Origin of the sequence: Halobellus sp. LT62 (assembly GCF_037031285.1) — an archaeon.
In the GTDB taxonomy this organism is placed as follows: domain Archaea; phylum Halobacteriota; class Halobacteria; order Halobacteriales; family Haloferacaceae; genus Haloquadratum; species Haloquadratum salinisoli.
This window is the reverse complement of the sequence record NZ_JAYEZO010000001.1, coordinates 186,409-208,111: the sequence shown is the minus strand read 5'-3', so window position 1 is coordinate 208,111 and position 21,703 is coordinate 186,409. Positions and strand designations below refer to the sequence as shown.

At 62.1% G+C, this 21,703-nt stretch carries 21 protein-coding genes and 1 pseudogene; 9 read left to right on the top strand and 13 right to left on the bottom strand.

The window, feature by feature from the left end; genetic code table 11:
* Positions 1 to 314 precede the first annotated feature (314 nt).
* The 3 genes from U5919_RS00945 to U5919_RS00935 are packed head-to-tail and all read right to left on the bottom strand — an operon-like array spanning position 315 to position 2,616.
* On the bottom strand, positions 315 to 797 hold the full coding sequence (locus U5919_RS00945) for a YeeE/YedE family protein (protein WP_336021659.1): 483 nt from the start codon (positions 795 to 797) through the stop codon (positions 315 to 317).
* Positions 797 to 1,354 carry a YeeE/YedE family protein gene (locus tag U5919_RS00940; RefSeq protein ID WP_336021658.1) on the bottom strand — a complete coding sequence of 186 codons (558 nt, stop codon included), beginning with the start codon at positions 1,352 to 1,354 and terminating at the stop codon, positions 797 to 799. Before U5919_RS00940 ends, U5919_RS00945 begins: the two co-directional genes overlap by 1 nt.
* Before the next feature lie 8 nt (positions 1,355 to 1,362).
* The gene (locus tag U5919_RS00935) at positions 1,363 to 2,616 is read right to left on the bottom strand and encodes an MBL fold metallo-hydrolase (protein WP_336021657.1); all 1,254 of its coding nucleotides are present in this window, start codon (positions 2,614 to 2,616) and stop codon (positions 1,363 to 1,365) included.
* A 258-nt stretch (positions 2,617 to 2,874) separates the two neighbouring features.
* On the opposite strand from U5919_RS00935, the gene U5919_RS00930 reads away from it, so the two are divergent.
* From U5919_RS00930 to U5919_RS00915, 4 genes and pseudogenes are all read left to right on the top strand, one after another.
* Positions 2,875 to 3,120, top strand: coding sequence for a sulfurtransferase TusA family protein (locus tag U5919_RS00930; protein WP_336021656.1), 246 nt, complete (start codon positions 2,875 to 2,877; stop codon positions 3,118 to 3,120).
* Positions 3,121 to 3,123: 3 nt separating this feature from the next.
* On the top strand, positions 3,124 to 3,762 hold the full coding sequence (locus U5919_RS00925) for a DsrE/DsrF/DrsH-like family protein (protein WP_336021655.1): 639 nt from the start codon (positions 3,124 to 3,126) through the stop codon (positions 3,760 to 3,762).
* A 248-nt stretch (positions 3,763 to 4,010) separates the two neighbouring features.
* Positions 4,011 to 4,484, top strand: a pseudogene (locus tag U5919_RS00920) (DUF7384 family protein); the annotation flags it as partial.
* Between the two features lie 79 nt (positions 4,485 to 4,563).
* The gene (locus tag U5919_RS00915; protein ID WP_336021654.1) at positions 4,564 to 4,950 is read left to right on the top strand and encodes a rhodanese-like domain-containing protein; all 387 of its coding nucleotides are present in this window, start codon (positions 4,564 to 4,566) and stop codon (positions 4,948 to 4,950) included.
* A 242-nt stretch (positions 4,951 to 5,192) separates the two neighbouring features.
* Here U5919_RS00915 and U5919_RS00910 read toward each other — a convergent pair whose 3' ends face one another.
* Positions 5,193 to 5,783 (bottom strand): 50S ribosomal protein L15e, encoded by a 591-nt coding sequence (locus U5919_RS00910; RefSeq protein ID WP_336021653.1) that lies wholly within the window; start codon positions 5,781 to 5,783, stop codon positions 5,193 to 5,195.
* Positions 5,784 to 6,030: 247 nt separating this feature from the next.
* Here U5919_RS00910 and U5919_RS00905 point away from each other — a divergent pair, with 247 nt between their 5' ends.
* On the top strand, positions 6,031 to 6,345 hold the full coding sequence (locus tag U5919_RS00905; RefSeq protein WP_336021652.1) for an EMC6-like membrane protein: 315 nt from the start codon (positions 6,031 to 6,033) through the stop codon (positions 6,343 to 6,345).
* A gap of 3 nt (positions 6,346 to 6,348) precedes the next feature.
* Positions 6,349 to 8,178, top strand: a complete 1,830-nt coding sequence (locus U5919_RS00900; RefSeq protein ID WP_336021651.1) for a ribosome biogenesis/translation initiation ATPase RLI — start codon at positions 6,349 to 6,351, stop codon at positions 8,176 to 8,178.
* A 10-nt stretch (positions 8,179 to 8,188) separates the two neighbouring features.
* Here the strand turns inward: U5919_RS00900 and rtcA are convergent, their stop codons facing one another.
* Entirely contained in the window at positions 8,189 to 9,367 is a 1,179-nt protein-coding gene (gene rtcA, locus U5919_RS00895; RefSeq protein WP_336021650.1) for an RNA 3'-terminal phosphate cyclase, read from the bottom strand.
* A gap of 18 nt (positions 9,368 to 9,385) precedes the next feature.
* Positions 9,386 to 9,832 (bottom strand): universal stress protein, encoded by a 447-nt coding sequence (locus U5919_RS00890; RefSeq protein WP_336021649.1) that lies wholly within the window; start codon positions 9,830 to 9,832, stop codon positions 9,386 to 9,388.
* Positions 9,833 to 10,184: 352 nt separating this feature from the next.
* On the opposite strand from U5919_RS00890, the gene U5919_RS00885 reads away from it, so the two are divergent.
* Positions 10,185 to 10,622: a universal stress protein gene (locus U5919_RS00885; protein WP_336021648.1), complete on the top strand. Its 438-nt coding sequence runs from the start codon at positions 10,185 to 10,187 to the stop codon at positions 10,620 to 10,622.
* A gap of 54 nt (positions 10,623 to 10,676) precedes the next feature.
* Here U5919_RS00885 and U5919_RS00880 read toward each other — a convergent pair whose 3' ends face one another.
* From U5919_RS00880 to U5919_RS00860, 5 genes are all read right to left on the bottom strand, one after another.
* On the bottom strand, positions 10,677 to 12,158 hold the full coding sequence (locus tag U5919_RS00880) for a tripartite tricarboxylate transporter permease (RefSeq protein WP_336021647.1): 1,482 nt from the start codon (positions 12,156 to 12,158) through the stop codon (positions 10,677 to 10,679).
* Between the two features lie 39 nt (positions 12,159 to 12,197).
* Positions 12,198 to 12,746, bottom strand: coding sequence for a tripartite tricarboxylate transporter TctB family protein (locus U5919_RS00875; protein ID WP_336021646.1), 549 nt, complete (start codon positions 12,744 to 12,746; stop codon positions 12,198 to 12,200).
* The gene (locus tag U5919_RS00870; protein WP_336021645.1) at positions 12,746 to 13,843 is read right to left on the bottom strand and encodes a tripartite tricarboxylate transporter substrate binding protein; all 1,098 of its coding nucleotides are present in this window, start codon (positions 13,841 to 13,843) and stop codon (positions 12,746 to 12,748) included. Before U5919_RS00870 ends, U5919_RS00875 begins: the two co-directional genes overlap by 1 nt.
* A gap of 201 nt (positions 13,844 to 14,044) precedes the next feature.
* Complete coding sequence (locus U5919_RS00865; protein WP_336021644.1) at positions 14,045 to 15,172, bottom strand: mandelate racemase/muconate lactonizing enzyme family protein; 1,128 nt, start codon at positions 15,170 to 15,172, stop codon at positions 14,045 to 14,047.
* A gap of 60 nt (positions 15,173 to 15,232) precedes the next feature.
* Positions 15,233 to 16,030 carry an SDR family oxidoreductase gene (locus tag U5919_RS00860; RefSeq protein WP_336021643.1) on the bottom strand — a complete coding sequence of 266 codons (798 nt, stop codon included), beginning with the start codon at positions 16,028 to 16,030 and terminating at the stop codon, positions 15,233 to 15,235.
* A gap of 95 nt (positions 16,031 to 16,125) precedes the next feature.
* Here U5919_RS00860 and U5919_RS00855 point away from each other — a divergent pair, with 95 nt between their 5' ends.
* Positions 16,126 to 17,469, top strand: a complete 1,344-nt coding sequence (locus tag U5919_RS00855; RefSeq protein WP_336021642.1) for an MmgE/PrpD family protein — start codon at positions 16,126 to 16,128, stop codon at positions 17,467 to 17,469.
* A gap of 32 nt (positions 17,470 to 17,501) precedes the next feature.
* On the opposite strand, the gene U5919_RS00850 is transcribed toward U5919_RS00855, so the two are convergent.
* Entirely contained in the window at positions 17,502 to 18,713 is a 1,212-nt protein-coding gene (locus U5919_RS00850; RefSeq protein WP_336021641.1) for an MFS transporter, read from the bottom strand.
* Positions 18,714 to 18,862: 149 nt separating this feature from the next.
* Here U5919_RS00850 and U5919_RS00845 point away from each other — a divergent pair, with 149 nt between their 5' ends.
* On the top strand, positions 18,863 to 19,618 hold the full coding sequence (locus tag U5919_RS00845; RefSeq protein ID WP_336021640.1) for an IclR family transcriptional regulator: 756 nt from the start codon (positions 18,863 to 18,865) through the stop codon (positions 19,616 to 19,618).
* A 538-nt stretch (positions 19,619 to 20,156) separates the two neighbouring features.
* Here the strand turns inward: U5919_RS00845 and U5919_RS00840 are convergent.
* Positions 20,157 to 21,701, bottom strand: a complete 1,545-nt coding sequence (locus U5919_RS00840; RefSeq protein WP_336021639.1) for a class I adenylate-forming enzyme family protein — start codon at positions 21,699 to 21,701, stop codon at positions 20,157 to 20,159.
* Positions 21,702 to 21,703: the final 2 nt, after the last annotated feature.

The following is a 21,703-nucleotide window of genomic DNA, read 5'->3' as shown; positions in this document are numbered from 1 at the left end:
CGGACACGTTCGAGCCCAGAGGCGACGGATCGGGAGAAGTCACTGAGAGGCGGGAGAATCAGACGGCGCACCGCGCGCCGTCGGACGTGTCGTCGCGGGAACGACGACGCAGATACCGGGGTGCAACGTCCGCGTGTGGGGCGCGCGGTGGGAGGATGGGAACTGATGGCCGTCGAGGACGGAAAACCGTCCGTATCAGTGCGCGCCCGGTCGTGTGCACTTCGCTACCGCACTTAAAACCGTGTCAGACGGGAGGCTGACTCCGAGCGGTGTCGAAGCGTCCGGTACGCATCATTCGAGGTGGAGTCCCGCACTCAACGTCGCCAGTAGCCCTGCAGGTACGCGCCGGCGAACATTCCGGCGATAGCCCACAGGATCGTGACGTTACCGACGCCGAGGCTGGCGTACGCCGCGCCGGGACAGATGCCCGAGAGCCCCCAGCCGACGCCGAAGATCGCACCGCCGATCAGCACGTTCCGATCGAACGACTTCAGTCGGCGCTCGAAGGCGTCGCCCGTGAGCGGGGCGCGGTCGAACAGCCGCGGCGCGAGGAAATACGTCACGCCCACGAGCGCGGACCCGCCGAACATCACGAACAGCAGCCCGAGGTCCTCGAACTGGAGGAAATCCAGCACGACCTCCGGACGGGCCATATGACTGAATCCGAGGCCGAAGCCGAAGAGCAGGCCGCCGACCAGTACCAGCGGGATAAAGAGAGGATGACGGTCGTCGCTCGCGGGCCCCTCCGCGGAGTCGTTCCCCGCTCGCTCGGACCGAGACGCGCGCGCCTCGGTCATTACGGGCTCACCCCGAGCGCCGCGACGAGCTGTGCGGTGACGACGGCGACGACGAGGAACGTGAGGACGCCGACGATCGACGTCTTCGACGCCGACCCGACGCCACAGATTCCGTGGCCGGAGGTACAGCCCTTCCCGATCCGGGTGCCGACGCCGACGAAGAGACCGCCCACGAGCAGCCGCCACGGCTGGACGCCCGTCGTCCACAGCGTCACGCCGCCGACTTCGTAGAGATGACCGGTCGTCCCCGGCCGATAGAGCGGGCTGGAAACGACGCCGGATTGGAACGTCACTGCGAACGCCGCCGCGCCGAGAACGATGCCGGCGGTGAACACGAGCCGCCAGTCCCGCGAGGAGACATATCGTTGGAACCGCGACTGCCCGGAGACGTACGACAGCGTCGATTCGAGGAACGTGCTCGCGCCGGCGCTGATCCCCGTCCCGAGGTAGATCACGGTCACGCCGAGGCCGACGAGCAGCCCGCCGACGGCGTAGCGACTGATCCCGTTCGGGAACAGGTCGGCGGCCGCTTGGAGCGCGACTGGATCAATCACCATCGGCCACCTCAGTCACCCGCCAGCGACTCGTGGCTCGCTGCGCAGTTGTTCGGACCCAGTTCGAGCGTGAACGCCTCGTCGTCGACGGCGTGCTGTCCGAGGTTTGTCGCGATGATCTCCTCGTAGTTTGCCGGACGCGGCGGCATATCCGAGAGGATCAACTCGACGAAGTCGTCTTCGTCCATCGTGAGTGCGGCCATCTGTGCTTTCAATTCGCCGATCGTGGCCGTATAGGTTCCGTCTCCTGCCGGTTCCGCGACATCGCTGTAGTGTGCACCGCCGACGAGGGTGTCGGAGGGAAGCGAGAGGACACGCGTCTGCAGCGAGTCGTAGAGCGTCCGCGCGGCGTCGGGCGCGCCCTCGTCGCCCTCTTCGAGGTCCGGGCGCGCGACGCTCTCGACGAACAGGCCGTCGCCGGTCGCGAGCAGGCTGTCGCCGATGAGGTAAGAGGTCATTCCCGTCGTGTGACCGGGCGTGTAGACGGCTTCGATTGTCGCGTCGCCGACGGCGAACGTGTCGCCGTCCGCGGCGGTCGTGAGCTCGTCGGCATAGGTGACGCCGCGGTCGACCGCCGCGGCCGGGATAACGCCCTCGACGCCCTCGCCATCGAGATCGTGATCGAAATCGCGGTCGCCGTCGCTTCGCCCCGTTCGCGACGAACCCGAGCCGTGGAGCGCTCGGACGCCGGAGAGGTGATCGGCGTGGATGTGCGTGTCGAAGGCGTACGTGAGCGCTGCGCCCAACTCCTCGGCGTCGTCGCGGTACCGATCGGTGAACGCGCGCAGCGGGTCGACGATCGCGGCCTCGTCGCCATCGACGAGCAGATAGCCGAGACAGCCCGAGGAGGGGCGCTGGTACTGATAGAGCGTCCCGGGTCCGTCGTAGTTCGAGACGCGGACGCGCTCGTAGATGCTCGCCCAGCCGTTCATTCCGTCCTCAAGGTGGTTCACCTCGTAGCCGCGGTCGGCGAGCGCCCCCGCGACGAACTCGCTGGCACCGCCCTTCGCACAGAGGACGGTGACGGTCCGGTCGTCCGGGATTCGACCGAGGACGTCCGCGTCGATCTCGTCGTCCAAGAACTCGAAGTATGGGACGTTGATCGAAGTGACGCTCTCGTCGTCGATGTGCCACTCGTCGTACTCCGAGTGCATTCGCGCGTCGAGGATCGTGAGGTCCGCGTCGGCGTCGACGCGTTCCTTCAGCGCGTCGGGAGAGACGGTTTCGACGTCTGTCTCGGGTGTTGGAAAGTCGTCTGGAGTCATACTGAACACCCGTTCGTACTGGACGGTGGCACAAAAATGTTCGTATGGTAATTCAGTATCTACACAATATATTAGAGAGCAGTTCGCGCAGTGTTTCTTGATTATGTGCTCTTTAGCCGGTTTTTGAGGGTGTATACGGCATCGAGATTCAGTAGACTGTATATAGTTGTTTGTAGTATTCACAAGAATCGACACTCTTTTAATCGTCGGAATAATATTGTGCTTTAGCTCCAATATAACACACGGAGCGGACATCCAATGAGTGGAGAATTCAACATCGCGGAGACGCTCGACGTGAAAGGTGCAACGTGTCCGATGCCGGTTGTCAAGACCAAAGGTGCCATCGACGACCTCTCTTCGGGAGCCGTCCTCGAAGTGCTCGCGACCGACTCGGGCAGTATGAGCGACCTCGACGGCTGGGCGACCGGAGCCGACGGCGTCGAGATGCTAGAACAGGTCGAAGGCGACGGCGTATACAGACACTACGTCCGCAAGACGGAGTGACTGATGCGCACGGAGACACCCGACACCGCGGCGGACGGCACGCAGACTGAGGAGGAAACCCGAAACGAGTCGGCGGCGGACGGCGATCTCCCCTCCCGCGCCGAACTCGCCGCACGAATCGAAGCGCTCGAATCGGCGCTCGACGACGTCGCGGCGACCGACGAGATCACAGCGACCGGCGGTGGGAAGAAAATGTCCATCATCGCGACGAAAGGCACCCTCGATATGGCCTACCCGCCGCTCATCCTCGCCAGCACGGCGGCCGCCTTCGGCTACGACGTCACGGTGTTTCACACCTTCTGGGGACTGGACATCCTCCACGAGGAGCGCTCGAAGAACCTCAAGCTCAGCTCCGTCGGCAACCCCAATATGCCGGTTCCGAACGTGGTGGGCGCGCTTCCCGGAATGGACCGCGTGACGACTTCGATGATGGAGAAGCGGATCGACGACAACGACACCGCCACAATCGAAGAACTCATCGAGACTTCCCTCGAGATGGGCGTCGAGTTCCAAGCGTGTCAGATGACCATCGAACTGATGGACTACGAAGAGAACGATTTCTACGACGGCGTTCGGACGGGCGTCGGCGCGGCGACGGCCGTTCAGGATATGGCCGAGTCCGACATCCAACTGCTCGTTTGAATCGCGAACGATCCCGATCGGGCCGTTCGCGGCGACCGGAGACCGACCGATTTCTTGCCCGTGCGGTCACATTCCTCGCTATGCACTCTTGGAGCGCGCTCTTCGAGCAGGCGGCGGCGTACGACGTCAACGAGACCGCGGTCCGCGAGACGCTCGCCGACGTGCGGGACGCACAGCGTTCGCAGGCGGACGACCGCGACGACGCCGCGAACGGACGGGAGTCGAGCGACCGGGATGCGTTTTCATCTCCGCCGGCGGAGCCCAGTCCCACCCGAGTCGTCGCCGACGCCGACGTGCTAGCGATGGACCTCTTCGTCGACGGCGACGCCAGACGCGCGCTGGATCACCTCCGCGCGCACTCGTGGACGGCGCTGCTCGCGAGCGACGCGTTGCTCTCGGCGGCCGCGGCCGTGATCGCCGAACTGGCCGACCCCGACCTCGCATCGGCGTGGCGCGAGCGCGTCTCGGCGTGGTGCGAACTCGTCTCCCATCCCTCGGGTGACAACCCCGCGCTCGCGACCGCCTACCGCGGGGGTGCGATGCACATTCTCTCGTTCGACGAGCGCCTGCTGTCGGCGAGGGCGGGGGCCGAACTCGGCAGTCGACTGTCCGTGAGCGCCCGACAGCCGGACGCGTTCGCGGCGCTTTTCGACGCCGAGAGCCTGCATCGGGAGGTCGAGGGCGGCGACTATCCGGGGCCGGATCGCGACCCGCGTGCGTGAGACAGAGCTGTAGTGCAGACGTGCGGCCATAGTGGAATACAATCGAAGCCCGTTTCAACGTCCCGACGAAGGGAACGCTATGGTCCAAGAGACGACGCCCAGCACGTTGCAGGCGCGCCTCGGCGACGACGACGTCGCAGTCGTCGATATTCGGGATCCGTCCTCGTACGCCGACGGACACATCGACGGTGCGGTGAACGTCCCGCCGAACCGACTGTCCCCCGGCGCGCTCGACGCGCCGTGGGCGCGAGCCGACGAGATCGTCGTCTCCTGCTACGTCGGCAAGAGCTCCAAGCGCGTCGCGATGATCCTCGGAAGGTACCTCGACGCGGAAATTTCGAGTCTGTGCGGCGGGTTCGACGCGTGGGACGGCCCGGTCGCGACCGGACGGGACGACTCGCCGATCGACGACGAGGGGCCCGCGGCGGGCGCGACTAACCGAGACGGTCACGGAGCGCCGTTCTGAACCGCTCAGCCTTGCCAACGGAGTCCGCAGTTAGCACAAACGGACAGACCGCCGTCTTCGACCTCGTACTCCGTTGACCGGCACTTTGGACAGGCTTCTTCGTCCATACGCGGCGGTCCGCGGGCGGGAAGTGAAAATCGCGGGCGTCGTTCTCAGCGGGTGAAAACAGTGAGCCGCTGGCGCGTCGGCGCGGCCGCTAGCGAGTTCGTCGACGCGAAAGAATCGAGCGATCGAGAACGCCGTCAGTTACCGCGTCGGCGGTCCGATCCGAGGCTCGGGCGGGTGTGCTCTGCGCCCTTGCCGCGGTTCTGCAGGCCGCGGTTGGAGCGACCGGCGTTCGTCAGGCCGCGGAAGGCGCGGCCCTTCTGGTCGTCGCTGCAGATCCAGTTGAGATCGTCGTCGCTCTGGATCGCGCCGTGTTCGGGATCGACGAGGATCACTTCGTGCCACTTCTGGGAGCCGTCTTCGCCGACCCAGTAGGAGGCGAGCGTGCGGAGGTTCGGATGCTTCCGCGAGGCGCGTTCCTCGGCGATGCGCTGGATACTCTTGCGGCGGCCGATGCGGTTGACGCCCTGGCGCTTCGAGCGGCGACCGGCCTTGTGGCGCTGCTTGCGAGCGCCGCCCTTGCGGACCGCGACGCGCACGACGACGATGCCCTGCTTGGCCTTGTAGCCGAGTTCGCGGGCCTTGTCGAGGCGCGTCGGTCGGTCGACGCGGACGATCGCGCCCTGATCGCGCCACTCCTGTTTTCGCTGCCACTGCAGCTCGGCGAGCTTGCCGTCGCCGGGCTGTTTCCACGCTTCCTTGATGTGAGAGTAGAAGCTTCGTGCCATTGGTTTCACCACGGGCGCTTTCGATTCGGGTGGCGTTCGACGCCGGCCCACATTTCGTCCCGATAGCTCGGGTGCCCACTGGCGTCCCGTTCGACCAGCGAGTTACCGGGTTTTTCCTCGTGGCGCTCTTAACGACTTCGAATGTCGATCGGTGGGTCGTAACACCGTCTCTCCCGTGTTGACCGACCCCGCTTCGGGGCCGCGCTGGAACGAACGGCTTTTGACGCCGGGTGTCGGAACCGTACGTATGGCTACGGAAACGCAGAGCGGGCTCTCCGATCATATGCGGGGGGTCACGGTCACCACGATCGCCTGTCTCGCCGGCGTCATCGCCGCGCTGGCCACCGCCAGGTTCGTCGGGACCAGCGTCGCCGCGGCGGCGAGCCAGCAGTCGCTTCTCTACGTCGCGGCGCTCGTCCTCGCGCAGTTCCCGATCCTCCGCGTCGTCGGCATCGACGTCTCCGAATTCGGCGCGAAGGACTACCTCTACGTGGTGTTTATGACCTTCACGCTGTGGTTCATCACGTTCGGGGTCCTGCTGACGGAAGGAGTCGCGCTGTAACCGATGGCGGACGACAGCATCGCGGTCGTCGACCTCGATCGATGTCAGCCCGACCGCTGCAGTTACGAGTGTGCGAACTACTGCCCGCCGAACCGAACCGGAAAGGAGTGCATCGTCACGCGTGGCGAGTACTACGAGGAGGACGAACCGTACGACGGCGGGCCAGACCAAATTCGGATCTCCGAGGAGGTCTGTCTCGGCGAGACCTGCGGGATCTGCGTCGAGAAGTGCCCCTTCGACGCCATCGAGATCATCAACCTCCCGACGGAGCTCGAAGACGACCCCGTCCACCGCTACGGCGAGAACGCCTTCGCACTCTACGGGCTCCCGGTTCCGGAGTCGGGTAGCGTCACGGGCATTCTCGGTCCCAACGGGATCGGGAAGACCACCGCCGTTCGCGCTCTCGCCGGCGAGATGATCCCCAACCTCGGCGAATACGGCGACGAACCGTCGTGGGAGACCGTCCTCGACCGCTTCCGCGGGACCGAGCTACAGACGTACATCGAGCGCGTGCAGGGCGGCGATGTCTCCATCGCCCGCAAGCCCCAGTACGTCGATCAGATCCCCAAGCAGTTCGACGGGACGACGATCGAACTGCTGGAGTCGACGGACGAGCGCGGCGCGCTCGACGACTACATCGACCGACTCGGCATTCGTCCGGTCGTCGATCAGCCGCTCGACACGCTTTCGGGCGGGGAACTCCAGCGGGTCGCGCTCGCGGCCACGCTCGCTCGCGACCGCGACTTCTACTTCCTCGACGAGATTTCGCCCTATCTTGACATCGGCCAGCGCGTCACCGCTGCGCGACTCATCCGCGAACTCGCGGAGGAGGAAGACCGCGCGGTGCTCGTCGTCGAGCACGACCTCGCCATCTTGGACCTGCTAGCCGACTCGCTGCACGTCGCCTACGGTGAACCCGGCGCGTTCGGTGTGATCACCGATCCGAAGTCGGTCCGCAACGGTATCAACGAGTACCTCACGGGGTATCTCTCCAACGAGAACATGCGGATCCGCCCCGACGAGATCGAGTTCCACCAGCACGCGCCGCGGGAGACGTCGAAGTCGACGCCGCTCATCGAGTACCCCGAACTCTCGAAGTCCTACGGTGAAGGGGAGTTCTCGCTCGAAGTCGACTCCGGAACGATCTACGAGTCGGAAGTGCTGGGCGTCGTCGGTCCCAACGGGATCGGGAAATCGACGCTCGCGAAGCTGTTCACGGGCGCGCTCGAACCCGACGAGGGCGAACTCGACTTCCGACTCGACATCGCCTATAAACCGCAGTATATCGAGATCGACCAGCCGATGCGCGTCGACGCGTTCCTCTCTTCTATCACCGAAGACTTCGGCACCTCCTACTGGAACACCGAGGTCGCGAACCCGCTCCAGTTGAACCGGATTATGGAGCGCAACCTCGAGGACCTCTCCGGCGGGGAGCGCCAGCGGGTCGCCATCGCGGCGTGTCTCTCCGAGGACGCCGATCTGTACGTGATGGACGAGCCCTCCGCGCACCTCGACGTCGAACAGCGCGTGCAGGCGACGACCGCGATCCGCCGCTACGCGGAGAATCACGACGAGACGGTACTCGTGATCGACCACGACATCTATATGATCGACCTGCTCGCGGACCGGCTGATGGTGTTCGACGGCGAGCCCTCCGAGTACGGGCACGCGTCGACGCCGCAGGAGATGCGTGAGGGGATGAACGATTTCCTCGCGGACCTCGACATCACGTTCCGCCGCGACGAGCGGACCCAGCGACCCCGGATCAACAAACCGGACTCACAGAAGGACCGCAAACAGAAGAAGCAGGGCGAGTACTACTACGCGCCCTGAGGGGACTCTTTTACCGCTGTTTCATCGGTGCCGACAGCGTCGCTTCCGGCCCGTCAGCCGTCTCCTCGAGCGACACGTCGTAGCCGAACGCTCTGACGACCGCGACGTTCGTCCGGACGTGCTCGGTGACGCGCGGGATCCGCACCCGGCCGCCCACCAGCGCGAGCCAGACGACGAGCTGATCGCCGAGGTGAGCGTCGACTGGCGCGTCCGTCGCGGTCCATTCGACCGCCACGTCGACCGCGTCGGCGGCGACCTCCTCGGACGGAACGCCCCGTTCGCCGTACGCGCCGAACCCCGCCCGCGACCGCTGACTCGCTTTGCGCGCCGATTCCGACCCGGTCGACGACGAGACGCCTTCGGCGACGAGCGTGACGACTGCGCCGGGCGACGCCGATTCGACGTAGCGCACCCGTTTTGCCGGATCGGCTGCGATCCCCTCGTTGACGAGCGACGTTGCAGCCGTCTCAGCGAGTCGGTCGGCGACGGAGGCGTCTTCGAGGGCTTCGGACGCGACCGCGTAGACCGACCAGTCGAAGGACGGCGCATCCCCCACATCCGAGCGCTCCGCGTTGCCGTCGGGACCACCGCGAGGGGCGTCGAACTCGATCGGTGCGAGCGCGGACGGGCGGACGTCGACGACGAGTTCCCCGCCACCCGCTGGGTAGAACCCCCGTCGAGTCACCTCGACGGTCGTATCGAGTCCACACTCGCGAAGCAGCGGGAGCTTAACGTGAGAGAGATAGTCCGCCGAGGGCGACCACATCACGTCCGTCCCACCGCCGAGCGTCGCGCGGATCGGCCTCGAAAGTCGCGTCGCGAGCGGCAGCAACGTGTCGGCGACGAGCGTGACGCTCCCGGCGGTGCCGACGTCGACCGCAACCTCGACGGGCGCAGGTGTGTCGTCCTCAACGGCCGCGTCGGTCCCAACCACGCCACGTCCCGGCTCACTCGGTTCGAACGCGAGCGTCTCGGAGCCCACCTCCGCACCGGAAACCTCGGCGTCGGCGATGTCAGCCAGTAGATCGACGCAGGCGAGGTGCTGTCGCTTGAACCCCGGATTCGGACGGTTCGCGCGGACGTTCTCCATCCGAAACGGACGAGCGTCTACGACTGAGAGCGTCAGCGCCGTCCGGATCAGTTGGCCGCCCCCGTCGGTGCCGTCGAGTTCGAGCAGTTCGCGGGTCACGTTCGGCTCACTCGCGGCTCACTTCACCACAGTCACCGGGACGTTCGCGTGCCCGACGAGGCCCTTCGCGACGCTGCCGACCATCCCCTCAACGCGATCGGAGAGCCCGCGGTGACCGACGATGATCCCGTCGACACCCTCGCTGTCGGCGAGATCGGCGATGCTGTCGACGGGGTCGCCGTAGAGGAGAGCCGTCTCGACCGACACGTCCGCCTTCCCGGCTCGGGCGCGGGCGTCTTCGAGGACCTCCTCGCCCCGCTCTTCGGCGACTTCGATGTCCTCGGTGTAGATCCGCTGGCCGACCTCGGCGTTCGTCGGTGCCTCCTCGCCCCCCTCGACCAAGACCCGCGGTTCGACGGCGTACGCGACGACGAGCGATCCGCCGGTTCGCGATGCGAGCTCGATCGCGTATTCGAGCGACTCGGTACTCGAGTCCGATCCGTCGACGGCGACGAGAAATCTCATATATGAATGATAGGATAGCCCGCTGTTTAGCTTTAACGCGGCTGCTGTAAACAAAGTATTCTTTATCAGATAATTGGCTAAATATAATATATTTCTTATATTTTATAAACACTTAAATTGCCCTCTGGAGTATTTTTGGGGACAAATCTGATAATTAATTTTATTTATTTTTCTATATAAGATATATTACTATAATTCACTTATACTATCTGTATAAGACTACGGTACTGGTTCGAATCTTGCCGACCGAAAGAGCGTGGAAGTCACAGATTCGGGGAGCTGACCGTGAACAGCCACCCCAAGGAATACGTCAGGCTATAATTTATATATCAGGAAAGACGTATCGAAGTGTATGGAATCAATAGCGGTCGTGATAGATAGCGATAGCCCCAATGAACAGCTCATTCAAGCGGCCAAACTCCACGTGGTGGGAACAAACCTCGGGGTAGTCGTCTGCCGGATCGTCAACCGCGACAAGTACCAATCGGACGTCCGCCGGAAAGCGGAGTCAAACGAGCGCTTCGACAGCATCGAGGCAGTCAAAGCGGAGGCGACAGCCGAAGCGAAAGCCGTCGCGTCTGAGTTCTTCAGCGAGATCAATCACACGGCTGTCGGGCGGGTCGGAACCGTTCCCGAAGACGTTCTCGACATCGCCGCGGAGACCAACAGCACGCACGTGTTCACCGTCGGAAAGAAGCGCTCTCCCGCTGGGAAAATGCTCTTCGGCGACGACGCGCAGAAACTCGTTCTCGATTTCGACGGCCCGGTCACGATCGTTACTGAGGACTGACCTGACTGCTCTTCGGTTCAATAGCAAAGAAGCGCCGCAAGAGAAGACGGAGAGCTACGATCGGCTCCCACCAATTCGGGAGAGGCCGCCCACGATCTCCCTGAAGTACGGCGAGAAGAACGTGATCACCGACAAGACCAGCAGGATCGCGACGATCGGCTTCGTGACGACCGGACCGACCGCCCCGCCGCTGATCGACAGCGCGCGCCGGATTCCCAGTTCGATGATGGGGGCGAGGACGATCGCGAGAACGATCGGTCCGACGGGGAAGTCGAACTTCTTCAGAACGTAGCCCAGAACCCCCATCGAAAACATCAACCACGCCTGCCGGAGCGTGTTCTCGAGCGCGAACGTCCCGACGATAGTCAGGACAGCGATCACCGAGAACAGGATCGCTCTGGGCGTCTCCAAGACTCGGACGAACACCGGAAGAAGCAAGAATGCGACCACGACGAAGAAGATATTCGCGAGGATGAAGCCGCCGAACCACATCCAGAGGAGTTCCGACTGCTCGGTGAACAGTTCCGGACCCGGGCTGATGTTGAGGATATTTAGCGCGCCCAGCATTACCGCGGTGGTCCCGCTCCCGGGGATGCCCAGCGTGAGAAGCGGGATCATCGCCCCGCCGGTCGCGGCGTTGTTTGCCGATTCGGAGGCCGCAACACCTTCGATCACACCAGATCCGAACTCCTTGCCACGGTGTGCGATACGCTGTGCGATCCCGTAGTGGATGAACGAACCGAGCGTCGATCCCGAACCGGGGAGCGTCCCGATGAACGATCCCACGAACATCCCGCTCACGATGACACGGGCGGACTCGCGGATGTCCGACAGCGATGGGAACGTCGAGTCGACGCGCTGGCCGAATCCCTTGACGGACTCGTGGATCGTTTCCACGTTGAGAAGCACCTCCGAAACCGCAAACAAGCCGATGAGTGCGGCGATGAAGTCGATCCCGTCCGTCAGCAGGAGCGTATCGAGCGTGAACCGGCTGTACCCGGAGACCGGATCGCGACCGATCGTCGCAATGAAGATCCCCAGAGCAGTCCCGACGAGCCCCTTCGCGAGGCTGTCACCGGAGACAGCCGAGACGAGGCTCAGTCCGAAGATAGAGATGGCGGCGATCTCTGCGGGACCGAAGTTGAGCGCGAACTCGGCGAACGGCGGCCCGATCGTGATGAGCACGATGACACTGAACAGCCCACCGATGCCGGACGCGAGTGCAGCGATTCCCAACGCGCGACCAGATTCCCCGTTTTTCGACATCGGGTAGCCGTCGAACGTCGTCGCGGCCGCAGCCGTCGTCCCGGGAGTGTTGATCAGAATTGCGGCGACAGATCCCCCGTACTGCGCTCCGGCGTAGATGCCGAAGAAGAAGATCATCGCCGGGATCGGATCCATCCCGAAGGCGACCGGCAGCAAGATCGCGACTGTGACCGAGGCGTTGAGTCCGGGAATCATCCCGGCGGAGACGCCGATGATCACCGACGCGATGGTGATCCCGATCAGATAGGGATCGGTGAAGATCTCGAACATCGCTCCGACTTGTAATGTGGTTTGGCTAATCATAAGTACTCACAAGATCCCAGTGGTTACGTCGCGGAGGATCGGCGACGGAAGCGGCAGTCCTAACGCCGTAGTGAAGATGAGATAGATCCCGAAGGTGAACGCGATAGCGAGGACTGCGGCGAGGATGTAGCGTCGAAACCCGTTCGTGACGAACAGCAAGAACAGGAGCGCAACGGTCGAAACGCCGAATCCGACGGCCTCGAATACCCACATATATCCGGCGCACAGCACGATAAACACGAAGACGCGCAGCCCGTCCCGCACGTTCATCTCTACGACTTCGTCGTCTATCGTTCCCTTTCGCCGTCTCCAGAGCCTGAGTACGAGTAAGTAGACACTCATCGCTACCATCGTTACACCGGCCACCTGCGGAAAGAGACGGGGACCGACCCCGGCACCGAACGGGTTCTCCAGCGGGAGGTTCAGTTGACTGTAGATGGCAGCGAACAAGCCGAGGACGCCGAGCAGTATCACTATCGCGATCTCGCCTGTGCTCTTGCGCAGGCGGAGTGTCCTGTCGAGCCGATCCCGGAACGTGTTCGCGTCTAGCTCCATCAGCTATCCGAGTAGACACCGAGGTTGTTTTCTTGGAACACCTCGGTGAACCGTTGGTTGACTCCCTCGACGTAGTCGTAGAATTCCTCGCCGCGGAGGAACGCGGGGTTGACGTTGTTGCTGTCCGCGTACTCCTCGAACTCCTCGGTGTTGTAGATCTCCTCGTAGAGATCCCGGAGGTATTCGACGCGCTCGTCGGGCGTGTCACCGTGGACGACGGTGCCACGGAACTGCTCGACGACGATCTCGGTGTCGAACGCCTCACTGACGTACGGGACGTCCGGGTAGAGTTCGAGCTCTTGCCCGGAGAAGTGCAGGATGTATTGCACCTCTCCGGATTCGCGCATATCGCTGACTTCGCTCGGTGCGGTCACTGCGGCGTCGACGTCGCCCGCGAGGAGTGCGGAGACCTGCTCGCCACCGCCGGAGAACGGAACGATCTCCGCGTTCATATCCGTCCGCTGGCTCAGGAGGAACGCGGCCGTGTGGTCCTGCGTTCCGACGTCGAAGGACGCGATCGAGACGCGGTTCTCAGCGGCGTAGTCGCGGAACTCCTGAACGTCGTTGAACCGGTCGTCGTCGCCGCGGACGACGAGGAGGATCGGCTCGACACCCATCCGTGCGATCGGCGTGAAGTCCTCATACGAGATTCCAATGTCACGGGAAAGCGGCGTCACGACGAGGTTCGTCGTCACGTTGAGCACCGTGTATCCGTTGGGATCCTGATCGAGAGTGTAGCGCATTCCCGCTTCGCCACCGCCGCCGGTCTGGTTGATGGCTCGGACGTCGACCGGGAGGAGGTCGTTCTCGCGGATCGACCGTACGTACCCCTGTCGAACGATCGTGTCGCTGCCGCCGCCTCGGCTCGCCCACGCGACAATCGTCATCCGCTGAGACGGGTAGTCGCTCCCGCTCCCTGAGCTGTCACCCGAACTGTCACCGGAGCCGTCGCTCGAACTGTCTCCGGAGCTATCACCGGAACTGTCACCATCACCGCTCCCATCGCCACCTGAGGAACAGCCTGCGAGTCCTGCAAGCCCTGCAGCAGACGTCCACTTCAGGTAGTCGCGTCGAGTTGGTAATCTGTCGTTGGTCATAGGTTGACTTTCTCCCCAGGAGCACTACGTGTGAGTACGGTACGCATTCTCCTTTGGGGCTGATAGACAATGTTTGTACATACCACATAAATCTTTCGTGTCAATTGGCAGTAGTCACAGGACTGCGGCGACGTGGGTGCCTGTGAATCGGGATGTCGCCGCGAAAAAAGATCGGCCCTCAGGTATCCAGCGGTCGCAGAATTAATCGACTCGGTACTCCTCGAAGGCGGTCTCGTCGATCGTGACGCCGAGACCGGGCTCGGACGGCGGATCGATCCGACCGCCGTCTTGGACGTAGACCGCCTCTTGGTTCTCGACGTACTGCCCGGCGATGTAGGTACCGGGATCGTCAATGTCGTCGTCCAAGACGGCGAACTCGATGAGCGAGCACTGACGGCTGGCCGCGGCAACGTGGAGACTGGCGGCGTAATTGATCGCCGGTCCGAGGGCGTGGGGGACCATCTCCTTGTTGAACGCTTCGACGAGGCTTGCAACGCGCATCGCCCCGGTGATACCGCCCACGTAGTCGACTGACGGCTGGTAGATGTCGAGCGCGTTCGCTTGGAGGTGATCCAGCGCCGGGTAGTGCGGCGTGTGCGTTTGATATCCCGAAATCGGGACGTCGACCGCCTCGTTGAGCTGAGCCTGCCCTTGGATGTCGGTGTGGGCGATCGGCTCTTCGAACCACTCGACTTCGTGTTCGCCCGCAGTTTCGGCGACTGCACGAGCGTCCGTGTAGTTGTAGGAGGTGTTCGCGTCGATCGCGAGTCCGAACCCCTCCGGGCTCCCTTCGGTGATCGTTCGAATCCGGTGTCGGTCCTCCTCGACGCCGAAGCCCGCGCCGATCTTCATCGCCTCGAATCCCTTGTCGTTGAGCCAGTTCGCGTAGTCGACCAGTTCGTCGGCCTCCTTGTCGACGGGGAAGGTCGCGTACGCGTTGACCGTCCCGGTCTGTCCGCCGAGCAGTTCGTAGACCGGAAGTCCGGCCTTCTTTCCGACGATGTCCCAGAGTGCCTCGTCGATCGCACTGAGTGCGCCGTACGCTCCCGCACGCTTCACGTGGAGGTACAGTTCGTGCCAGATGTCTTTGACGTTCCGCGGGTCTTTGCCGACGACGTGGCGACCCATCGCCTCGATGGACTGTGCCAAGAACCGGTTGTTCTCTTCGGATCGGTAGAACGATTCTCCGAGTCCGGTAATCCCTTCGTCTGTGTGGACTTTCACGACGACCGAACTGATGTCCAGTTCCCGCGCGCCGACCTGTGCCGGGAGAGAGGCGGCGTCGACGGCACTGCCTAGAACTGCAGTTTCGATATCGGTGACTTCCATTGCAGTTCGGTAGTACAGTTTATGTTATAAAAATATGTGGGTGGTTTGTGACTGTTGCTGTCACAACACGTGTCGGCTCCACCCCCCATCGACGCTCAGTACCTCGCCCGTGATATAACTCGATCGTGGCGAGGCGAGGAACGCAACGGCGTCGGCGAACTCAGACGGCTCGCCGGGTCGATCCATCGAGACCTCTTCAACTCGCGACTGAAGCGCCTCCTCTCGTGAGAGGTCTCGCTGCTCGGCCCGCCGTTGGACTTTGTACTCGATCCGGTCGGTCATAATGAACCGGGGCGTGATCGCGTTCGATCTGACGTCGGGGGCGTACTCACGTGATATGGTTTTCGCCAACCCGTAGAGGCCAAGTCTGAACACGTTCGAGATGGCGTGACCGCGCGGTGGTTCCCGGGCCGACGCACTGGTGACGGTGATCAGTGATCCGAGGTCGCTCACCTCGAGATGTGGTAACACCGCCTCTGTCAGCCAACGCGTGCTACTGATGACGCTTCGGTAGCTCTTGTCCCACTGCTCCTCGGTTGCCTCCTCGAATGTCACCGCCGGCGGCCCGCCGTGGTTGTTCACGTGGACGTCGACGCCGCCGAACGTGTCGACGGTGTCGTTCACTAACTGCTCGATCTGAGCTCGGTTTGTGATGTCGCAAACGGCTGGTAGCACCCGTTCTTCGGCGATTCCGACGGTTTCACGGAGAGTCTCCGCCGCTTCCTCGACGCTGTCGACCGATCGCGAACAGATCGTGACGTTCGCACCCTCTTCGAGGAGCCGTTCCGCCGTGGCGTAGCCGATACCCTTACTGGACGCAGCGACGATCGCAGTGCGATCGGTCAGTTCCAGATCCATCACGCAGACGATGGAAAACGTCGTATAAAATTCTTTGCCAGTCTATGCCGTGTCGTGCGAAAAGCTAATAAATGAGAAGATAGCAACTACCGGCTATGCCAGAAACGGCAGAGCTAGCTGAGTTTGTAGCATCCACTACGTACGACGATATTCCATCCGAAGCAGTGTCCCACGCGAAGGAAGCGATCCGCGACTACGTCGGCGTGGCACTGTACGGATCCCACCACGAAGTCGGCGACAAGATCTCGGCGTACACCTCCACGTACGGCGGCGACGGACCGGCAACGGTCTTCCAACGGGGATCGCGTTCGGCACCTTCTGCAGCGCTCGCCAACGGCGCGTTCGGGCACGCGATCGACTACGACGACACGTTCGAGTCGATCGTCATCCACCCGACCTCGCCGATCTTCGCCGCCTCCCTCGCGGCGACAGAGGAGGTCGACGGATCGACCGAGGACCTCCTCGTCGGCTACGTCGTCGGCTGCGAAGCGGCGTACCGCATCGGGCAGAGCACCTATCCCGAACACTACCAGAACGGCTGGCACAGTACTGGGACGGCCGGATCGTTCGGTGCGACGGCGGCCGCGGCGTCAGTGTTCGATCTCCCGCAGTCGGAGATCCACCACGCGCTGGGTATCGTCGGCTCCGCGTCCTCCTCATTGAAAAAGAACTTCGGGACGATGACGAAACCGCTGCACGCCGGTCACGCCGCACAGATGGGCGTTCGATCCGCGTTGCTCGCTCGCGACGGGTTCACCGCGGATACCGAAATTCTCGAAGGCGACATCGGGTACAGCCAAGTGATGACCATCGACGGGGCGTACGATCCCGAAGAGATCACCGAGGGCCTCGGCGAGGAGTGGGCCGTCCGCGACATCGGATACAAGCCGTACCCATCTGGCGTCATCACACACGCGGCGATGGACGCGATGCGGACGTTGGTGAAGGACCACGGCCTCACGCCCGACGACGTCGAGGAGGTCGTCGTCACACTCGAAGACGCCGCCTCGGAGATGCTGATCCACGCCGAACCGGACGACGCCCTGCAAGCAAAATTCTCGATCGAATTCTGCCTCGCCGCCATCTTGCGCGAGAGCGACGCCGGTATTCACGAGTTCACCGACGAGTACGTGACCCAAGAGGCGACGCGCGACGCCATCTCGAAAGTCTCTCGCGCGTTCGAGGAGGATCTCTTCGGCGACGACTTCGCCGGATACGGGGCGATCGTCCGCGTTCGGACCGATTCCGAGGAGTACTACAACGAGGTACGGTACGCGCCCGGGAGCCCGAACAACCCCGTGAGCGAGGACCGACTGCGGAGCAAATTCTTCGAGTGCGCCGAGTCGCGGCTCAGTCGATCGGACGCCGAAGTGCTCGAAGAGTCGATTCTCGACCTCGAAGGGACAGAGCTCGACGTTCTCACTAGCTACCTCGGCTAAACCGTCTGTCTTCACTCATTTTTTCAGGCGACCTACCGTCCAAGCACCGCCAGCGTCCCCGTCAGTAGACCACCGAGAGACACGGCGACGAACACCACCCCAAACGCGGCTCTGAAACCGGAGGCGTCGGCGACGAATCCCACGACGGCTGGTGAAGTAGCTCCGACGACGATCATCCCCGTCCGGATGATGCCGAGGCTCCCGCCGCCGATGTCGTTGGGTATCAGCGTCATCAGATACGAATCGCGGACCGGGCGGAAGCTGTGGAACGTCGTTCCCAACAGCAGTGTGAGCGCGCTGACGACGAGGACTCCCTCGGCGAACAAGAGGCCGGCGACGGTGGCGACCATCCCAGTGAAGGTCCCAAATCCGACCCACAGCTGTCCGATCGAATCGCTAACTTTCCCCGTGATCAACTGACTCAGACTGACCACAAAGAACGCGCTGTACAGCACGCTCGACAGCTGTGTCGAGATCCCCTTTTGCGCGGTGAGATACAGCGGCAAGAACGCCGAAACGCCGTTCCAAGCGAACGTAAACGCCATCGTCACAACGATGAACACGAGGAGTCGCCAGTCCGAGAGAAGCGTAAGATAGCGCCGACGGACGTTTTCAGCCTCGTCCTCGCTTTCGTCTTCACGCGTTCGAGACGAAACGGGGATCGTTCGGACCCGCGTTTCGCTAATCCCCGCCAAGAGCAGACAAAACAATCCTCCGACCGCGAACGTCCACTGCCATCCGATCGATGACAAAAACGCCACCGCAGCGAGCGGGGCGACGACGCCGCCGAACTGCCCGACAGTGTCGAGGATGCCAAGACACCAACCCGTCCGGTCCGGATACCGATTCGAGACCATATTGATCGAGATCGTCTTGTGGCCGGCGGTCGTCGCGCCCATCAGAACCGCGAGTCCGAAGAGCAGTACGAAGCTCTGCGCGAGTAGAATCGCGACACCGACGCCACCGAACAGCACCGCCCCCAGCGCGATACTCCGAGAACGGCCGATGCGATCGGAGATCAATCCGGCAGGAAACTGCATAACCGCGTACGCCATCATCAACGACGTGAAGAGCAGTCCCGTCTCGGTGTTCGAGACGTCGTACTCCGTTTGGAACGTCCCGAAAAGCGGGGGAAACGCAAATCGGAGGAACTGCACGAGAAACCAGAGGATCGAAATGAGCACGAGAGGTTCGTACTCGTCGTACAGCGTACGTACCCTCTCGGCGGTCCGTCGTTCTAACACGACTGATCGAACGACACAGAGGATGTTAATTCATTCGTTCCGAGAGAAATCCGCTTCGTCAGCAGTCGTTCCGCGGAGGTAGACACACCGTTCGACTCTACGTTACGGAATAAGATATATTTATACTAGACCCGCACACAAAGGCGTGTATGGACGAGATCCCGACGGTCCAGACAACGGAGACCTCTCTCGAGATCATCCGTGTGTTGAAGACGCTCGGTGGGGCGACTCTCTCCCGCGTCTCCCGGGAACTGGAAGTGTCGAAAAGTACCGCACGGACACATCTTCAGACGCTGCGGAAGCACGAGTACGTTGTGATGGACGACGACGGAGCCTTTCGGCTCAGCCTCGAATTCTTCGACACCGGTGAACGAGTGCGGAGCAGGATCCCGATCTACGAACCGGCGATTCCGATCGTCGACGAACTCGCCGAGAAAACGAACGAGAAAGCGCAAATAATGGTGCTGGAGAACACATCCGGATACTACATTTATCGGATGAAGGGTCGCCAAGGCGTCAGCACACGCGCAGGACGCCAAGCCGAACTCCACTGCACCTCGGCCGGGAAGGCAATACTCGCGTTTACCGACCGCGACAGAGTGAGAGAGATACTCAACGAACACGGGCTTCCCGAACGAACCGATCGAACGATTACCGATCGAGAAGCGTTCATCGATACGCTCAATCAAATCAGAGAGCGGGGTTTCGCAGTCAACGACGAAGAACGGCTCAGAGGGCTGAGAGCTGTTGGGGCACCGATTCTCGACGAAGACGACACCGTCCTCGGGGCCATTAGCTTATCTGGTCCGACGACCCATCTCCGGGGCGATCGATTCCGCGAGGAACTGCCAGAACTGGTGATACAGAGCGCCGACGTCATCCACATCCGGACTGAGTACTCGTAGTACTCTACAATCGAATTTCCAGACGAAACTGGTAGAGGTGAACGCATTGTATGGGAGAGCAAAACAACCTCGGAGTCCACGATCGAATAAAGACTAGATCTTGTGAATCACGGACGTTAGTTACATACATCGGACCTTCGCTTCGGCGACTCCAAACGACGCGTTCGGATAGGGGATTTGGTAGTGATCCACAACCGGTGCATTGGGGGGGACAAAAGATCCAGTACATCCAAATAACACCTGTACACTCGTTACAATCTAGAGGAGGAAGGTGACAGCCACGTGCTGATTCAGTTCCCACACCAGTGTTATTTTATCTCACAGACTTGATTGAGAATAGAACAGTTAATTTTCCAATTATAGTATTTTATCTGGTATTTAAAAATCTGTATTCTATTGAGACAGTAAGATACGGTCAAATACTCTCGATTGGCTATTCCAATTTTCTTCTTAATTCGTCTTTATAGTGCTTTAGATATATATAAAAAGTAGAGGATTTAGAAAGGCGAGTGTTAATTTTGGAATGGAAGTGCGTAGCTCAGTCGAGATCGAGACGCGCTTTCGTTCCCTGTCGATCGAGCTTTCCGCTCGGGGTGCGGTCGATCGCCTTCACGAAGTAGTACTCGCGGGGGCGTTCGTGGCTGGCGACCGAGTCGCTCTCTCGAATCCACGCGTCGAGCGCCTCCTCGGTTACTTCTGCGCTCCCCTCGACGATCGCGGTCACCTTCTGGCCGTACTCCTCGTCGTCGACGCCGACAACCGCAGCGTTGGTGACATCGGGATGCCGTTCGAGGGCCTCCTCGATCGGTTCGGGCGTGACCTTCACGCCCTTCGATTTGATCTGGAAATCGATGCGGCCCTCGATGTAGAGGAAACCCTCCTCGTCGAGGGAGCCCTTGTCTCCGGAGCGCCACCAGCCGTCCTCGAACGCGGCCTCGCCGCGCTCGTCCTCCCACATCCACGCGGGAGCCTGGTAGCTCTTGACGGCGATCTCGCCGCTCTCGTTGGGTGGCAGCGTGTCCTCGATCGTGCCGTCGGGGTCGAGGATTCGAACCTGCGTGCCCGACTGCGGTTTGCCGACGCTCTCGATGCGCTCTTCGGTCAACTCGTTGTTGTAGAGGACCGTCGAGTGGATCTCCGTCGACCCGTAGGACTGATTGATGTTCTCGCAGATCCGGTCGCGGAGTTCGCTCAGCGTGTCGGGGCTCAGCTTCTCGCCGGTCGAGTTGATCGAGCGCAGCGAGTCAAGATCGTACTCCTCGGGACCGCTTTCGAGGATCTCCTTCCACATCGTCGGGACGAGCACCGCCCGCGTGATGTCGTGTTCGTCGACGACCTCCAGCCACCGCTCGGGGTCCCACTCGCGCATATAGTAGGTGCTCTCGCAACCGAGCAGCGACCGGGTGAGAAAGCTCGTCCAGATCAGAAAGGAGGGCCGATTGACGACTAACTGCTTGTCGGAGCGGGAAAAGCCCGACCGCGTGCCGAGTTCCATACCTTTGAGGAACATCGTCCGGTTCGTGTGACACCAGCCCTTGGGGTGGCCGGTGCTGCCGGAGGTCCACGCGATGGTCACGATGTCGTCCTCCTCGACGAGCACGTCGGGTGCTTCGGGTTCAGCGGCGGCGAGCTTCTCCGAAAGGCCCGTCTCGAACTCCTGCTGCGGATCGCCGGTGCTGAAGACCGCGGTGAGTCGGTCTAGCTGCTCTTGATCGACCATCTCCGCGAACGACTCCGAAAGTTCCGAATCGATGACGGCGATCGTCGGTTTCGTGCGGTCGAGACACTCCCTGAAGGAGCCGGGGGCGATGCGCTTGTGGAGATTCGTCGTCACCGCACCGGCCTTGAGCGCGCCGTTGAACAGCGTCGCGTGTTCGACAGAGGGTTTCGAGAACAGCGCGATCCGATCGCCCTTGCTCACGTACTCGCTGAAGACGTTCGCCGCCTTGCGACTGCGCTCTTCGAACTCCGCCCACGTGACCGATTCGGTGGCGTCCTCGAACGCGATCGAGTCGCCGCTCTTGGCCGCGTTGTGCGCCGAGAGGTCTTTCAGCGCCGGCAGTTGATTGTGAATGCGTTGCATCG

Excerpts from the sequence above, each read along its gene's own strand:
- U5919_RS00945 (WP_336021659.1), bottom strand. The coding sequence starts at position 797 with ATGACCGAGGCGCGCGCGTCTCGGTCCGAGCGAGCGGGGAACGACTCC.
- U5919_RS00940 (WP_336021658.1), bottom strand. The coding sequence starts at position 1,354 with ATGGTGATTGATCCAGTCGCGCTCCAAGCGGCCGCCGACCTGTTCCCG.
- U5919_RS00935 (WP_336021657.1), bottom strand. The coding sequence starts at position 2,616 with ATGACTCCAGACGACTTTCCAACACCCGAGACAGACGTCGAAACCGTC.
- U5919_RS00930 (WP_336021656.1), top strand. The coding sequence starts at position 2,875 with ATGAGTGGAGAATTCAACATCGCGGAGACGCTCGACGTGAAAGGTGCA.
- U5919_RS00925 (WP_336021655.1), top strand. The coding sequence starts at position 3,124 with ATGCGCACGGAGACACCCGACACCGCGGCGGACGGCACGCAGACTGAG.
- U5919_RS00915 (WP_336021654.1), top strand. The coding sequence starts at position 4,564 with ATGGTCCAAGAGACGACGCCCAGCACGTTGCAGGCGCGCCTCGGCGAC.
- U5919_RS00910 (WP_336021653.1), bottom strand. The coding sequence starts at position 5,783 with ATGGCACGAAGCTTCTACTCTCACATCAAGGAAGCGTGGAAACAGCCC.
- U5919_RS00905 (WP_336021652.1), top strand. The coding sequence starts at position 6,031 with ATGGCTACGGAAACGCAGAGCGGGCTCTCCGATCATATGCGGGGGGTC.
- U5919_RS00900 (WP_336021651.1), top strand. The coding sequence starts at position 6,349 with ATGGCGGACGACAGCATCGCGGTCGTCGACCTCGATCGATGTCAGCCC.
- U5919_RS00890 (WP_336021649.1), bottom strand. The coding sequence starts at position 9,832 with ATGAGATTTCTCGTCGCCGTCGACGGATCGGACTCGAGTACCGAGTCG.
- U5919_RS00885 (WP_336021648.1), top strand. The coding sequence starts at position 10,185 with ATGGAATCAATAGCGGTCGTGATAGATAGCGATAGCCCCAATGAACAG.
- U5919_RS00880 (WP_336021647.1), bottom strand. The coding sequence starts at position 12,158 with ATGTTCGAGATCTTCACCGATCCCTATCTGATCGGGATCACCATCGCG.
- U5919_RS00875 (WP_336021646.1), bottom strand. The coding sequence starts at position 12,746 with ATGGAGCTAGACGCGAACACGTTCCGGGATCGGCTCGACAGGACACTC.
- U5919_RS00870 (WP_336021645.1), bottom strand. The coding sequence starts at position 13,843 with ATGACCAACGACAGATTACCAACTCGACGCGACTACCTGAAGTGGACG.
- U5919_RS00865 (WP_336021644.1), bottom strand. The coding sequence starts at position 15,172 with ATGGAAGTCACCGATATCGAAACTGCAGTTCTAGGCAGTGCCGTCGAC.
- U5919_RS00860 (WP_336021643.1), bottom strand. The coding sequence starts at position 16,030 with ATGGATCTGGAACTGACCGATCGCACTGCGATCGTCGCTGCGTCCAGT.
- U5919_RS00855 (WP_336021642.1), top strand. The coding sequence starts at position 16,126 with ATGCCAGAAACGGCAGAGCTAGCTGAGTTTGTAGCATCCACTACGTAC.
- U5919_RS00845 (WP_336021640.1), top strand. The coding sequence starts at position 18,863 with ATGGACGAGATCCCGACGGTCCAGACAACGGAGACCTCTCTCGAGATC.
- U5919_RS00840 (WP_336021639.1), bottom strand. The coding sequence starts at position 21,701 with ATGCAACGCATTCACAATCAACTGCCGGCGCTGAAAGACCTCTCGGCG.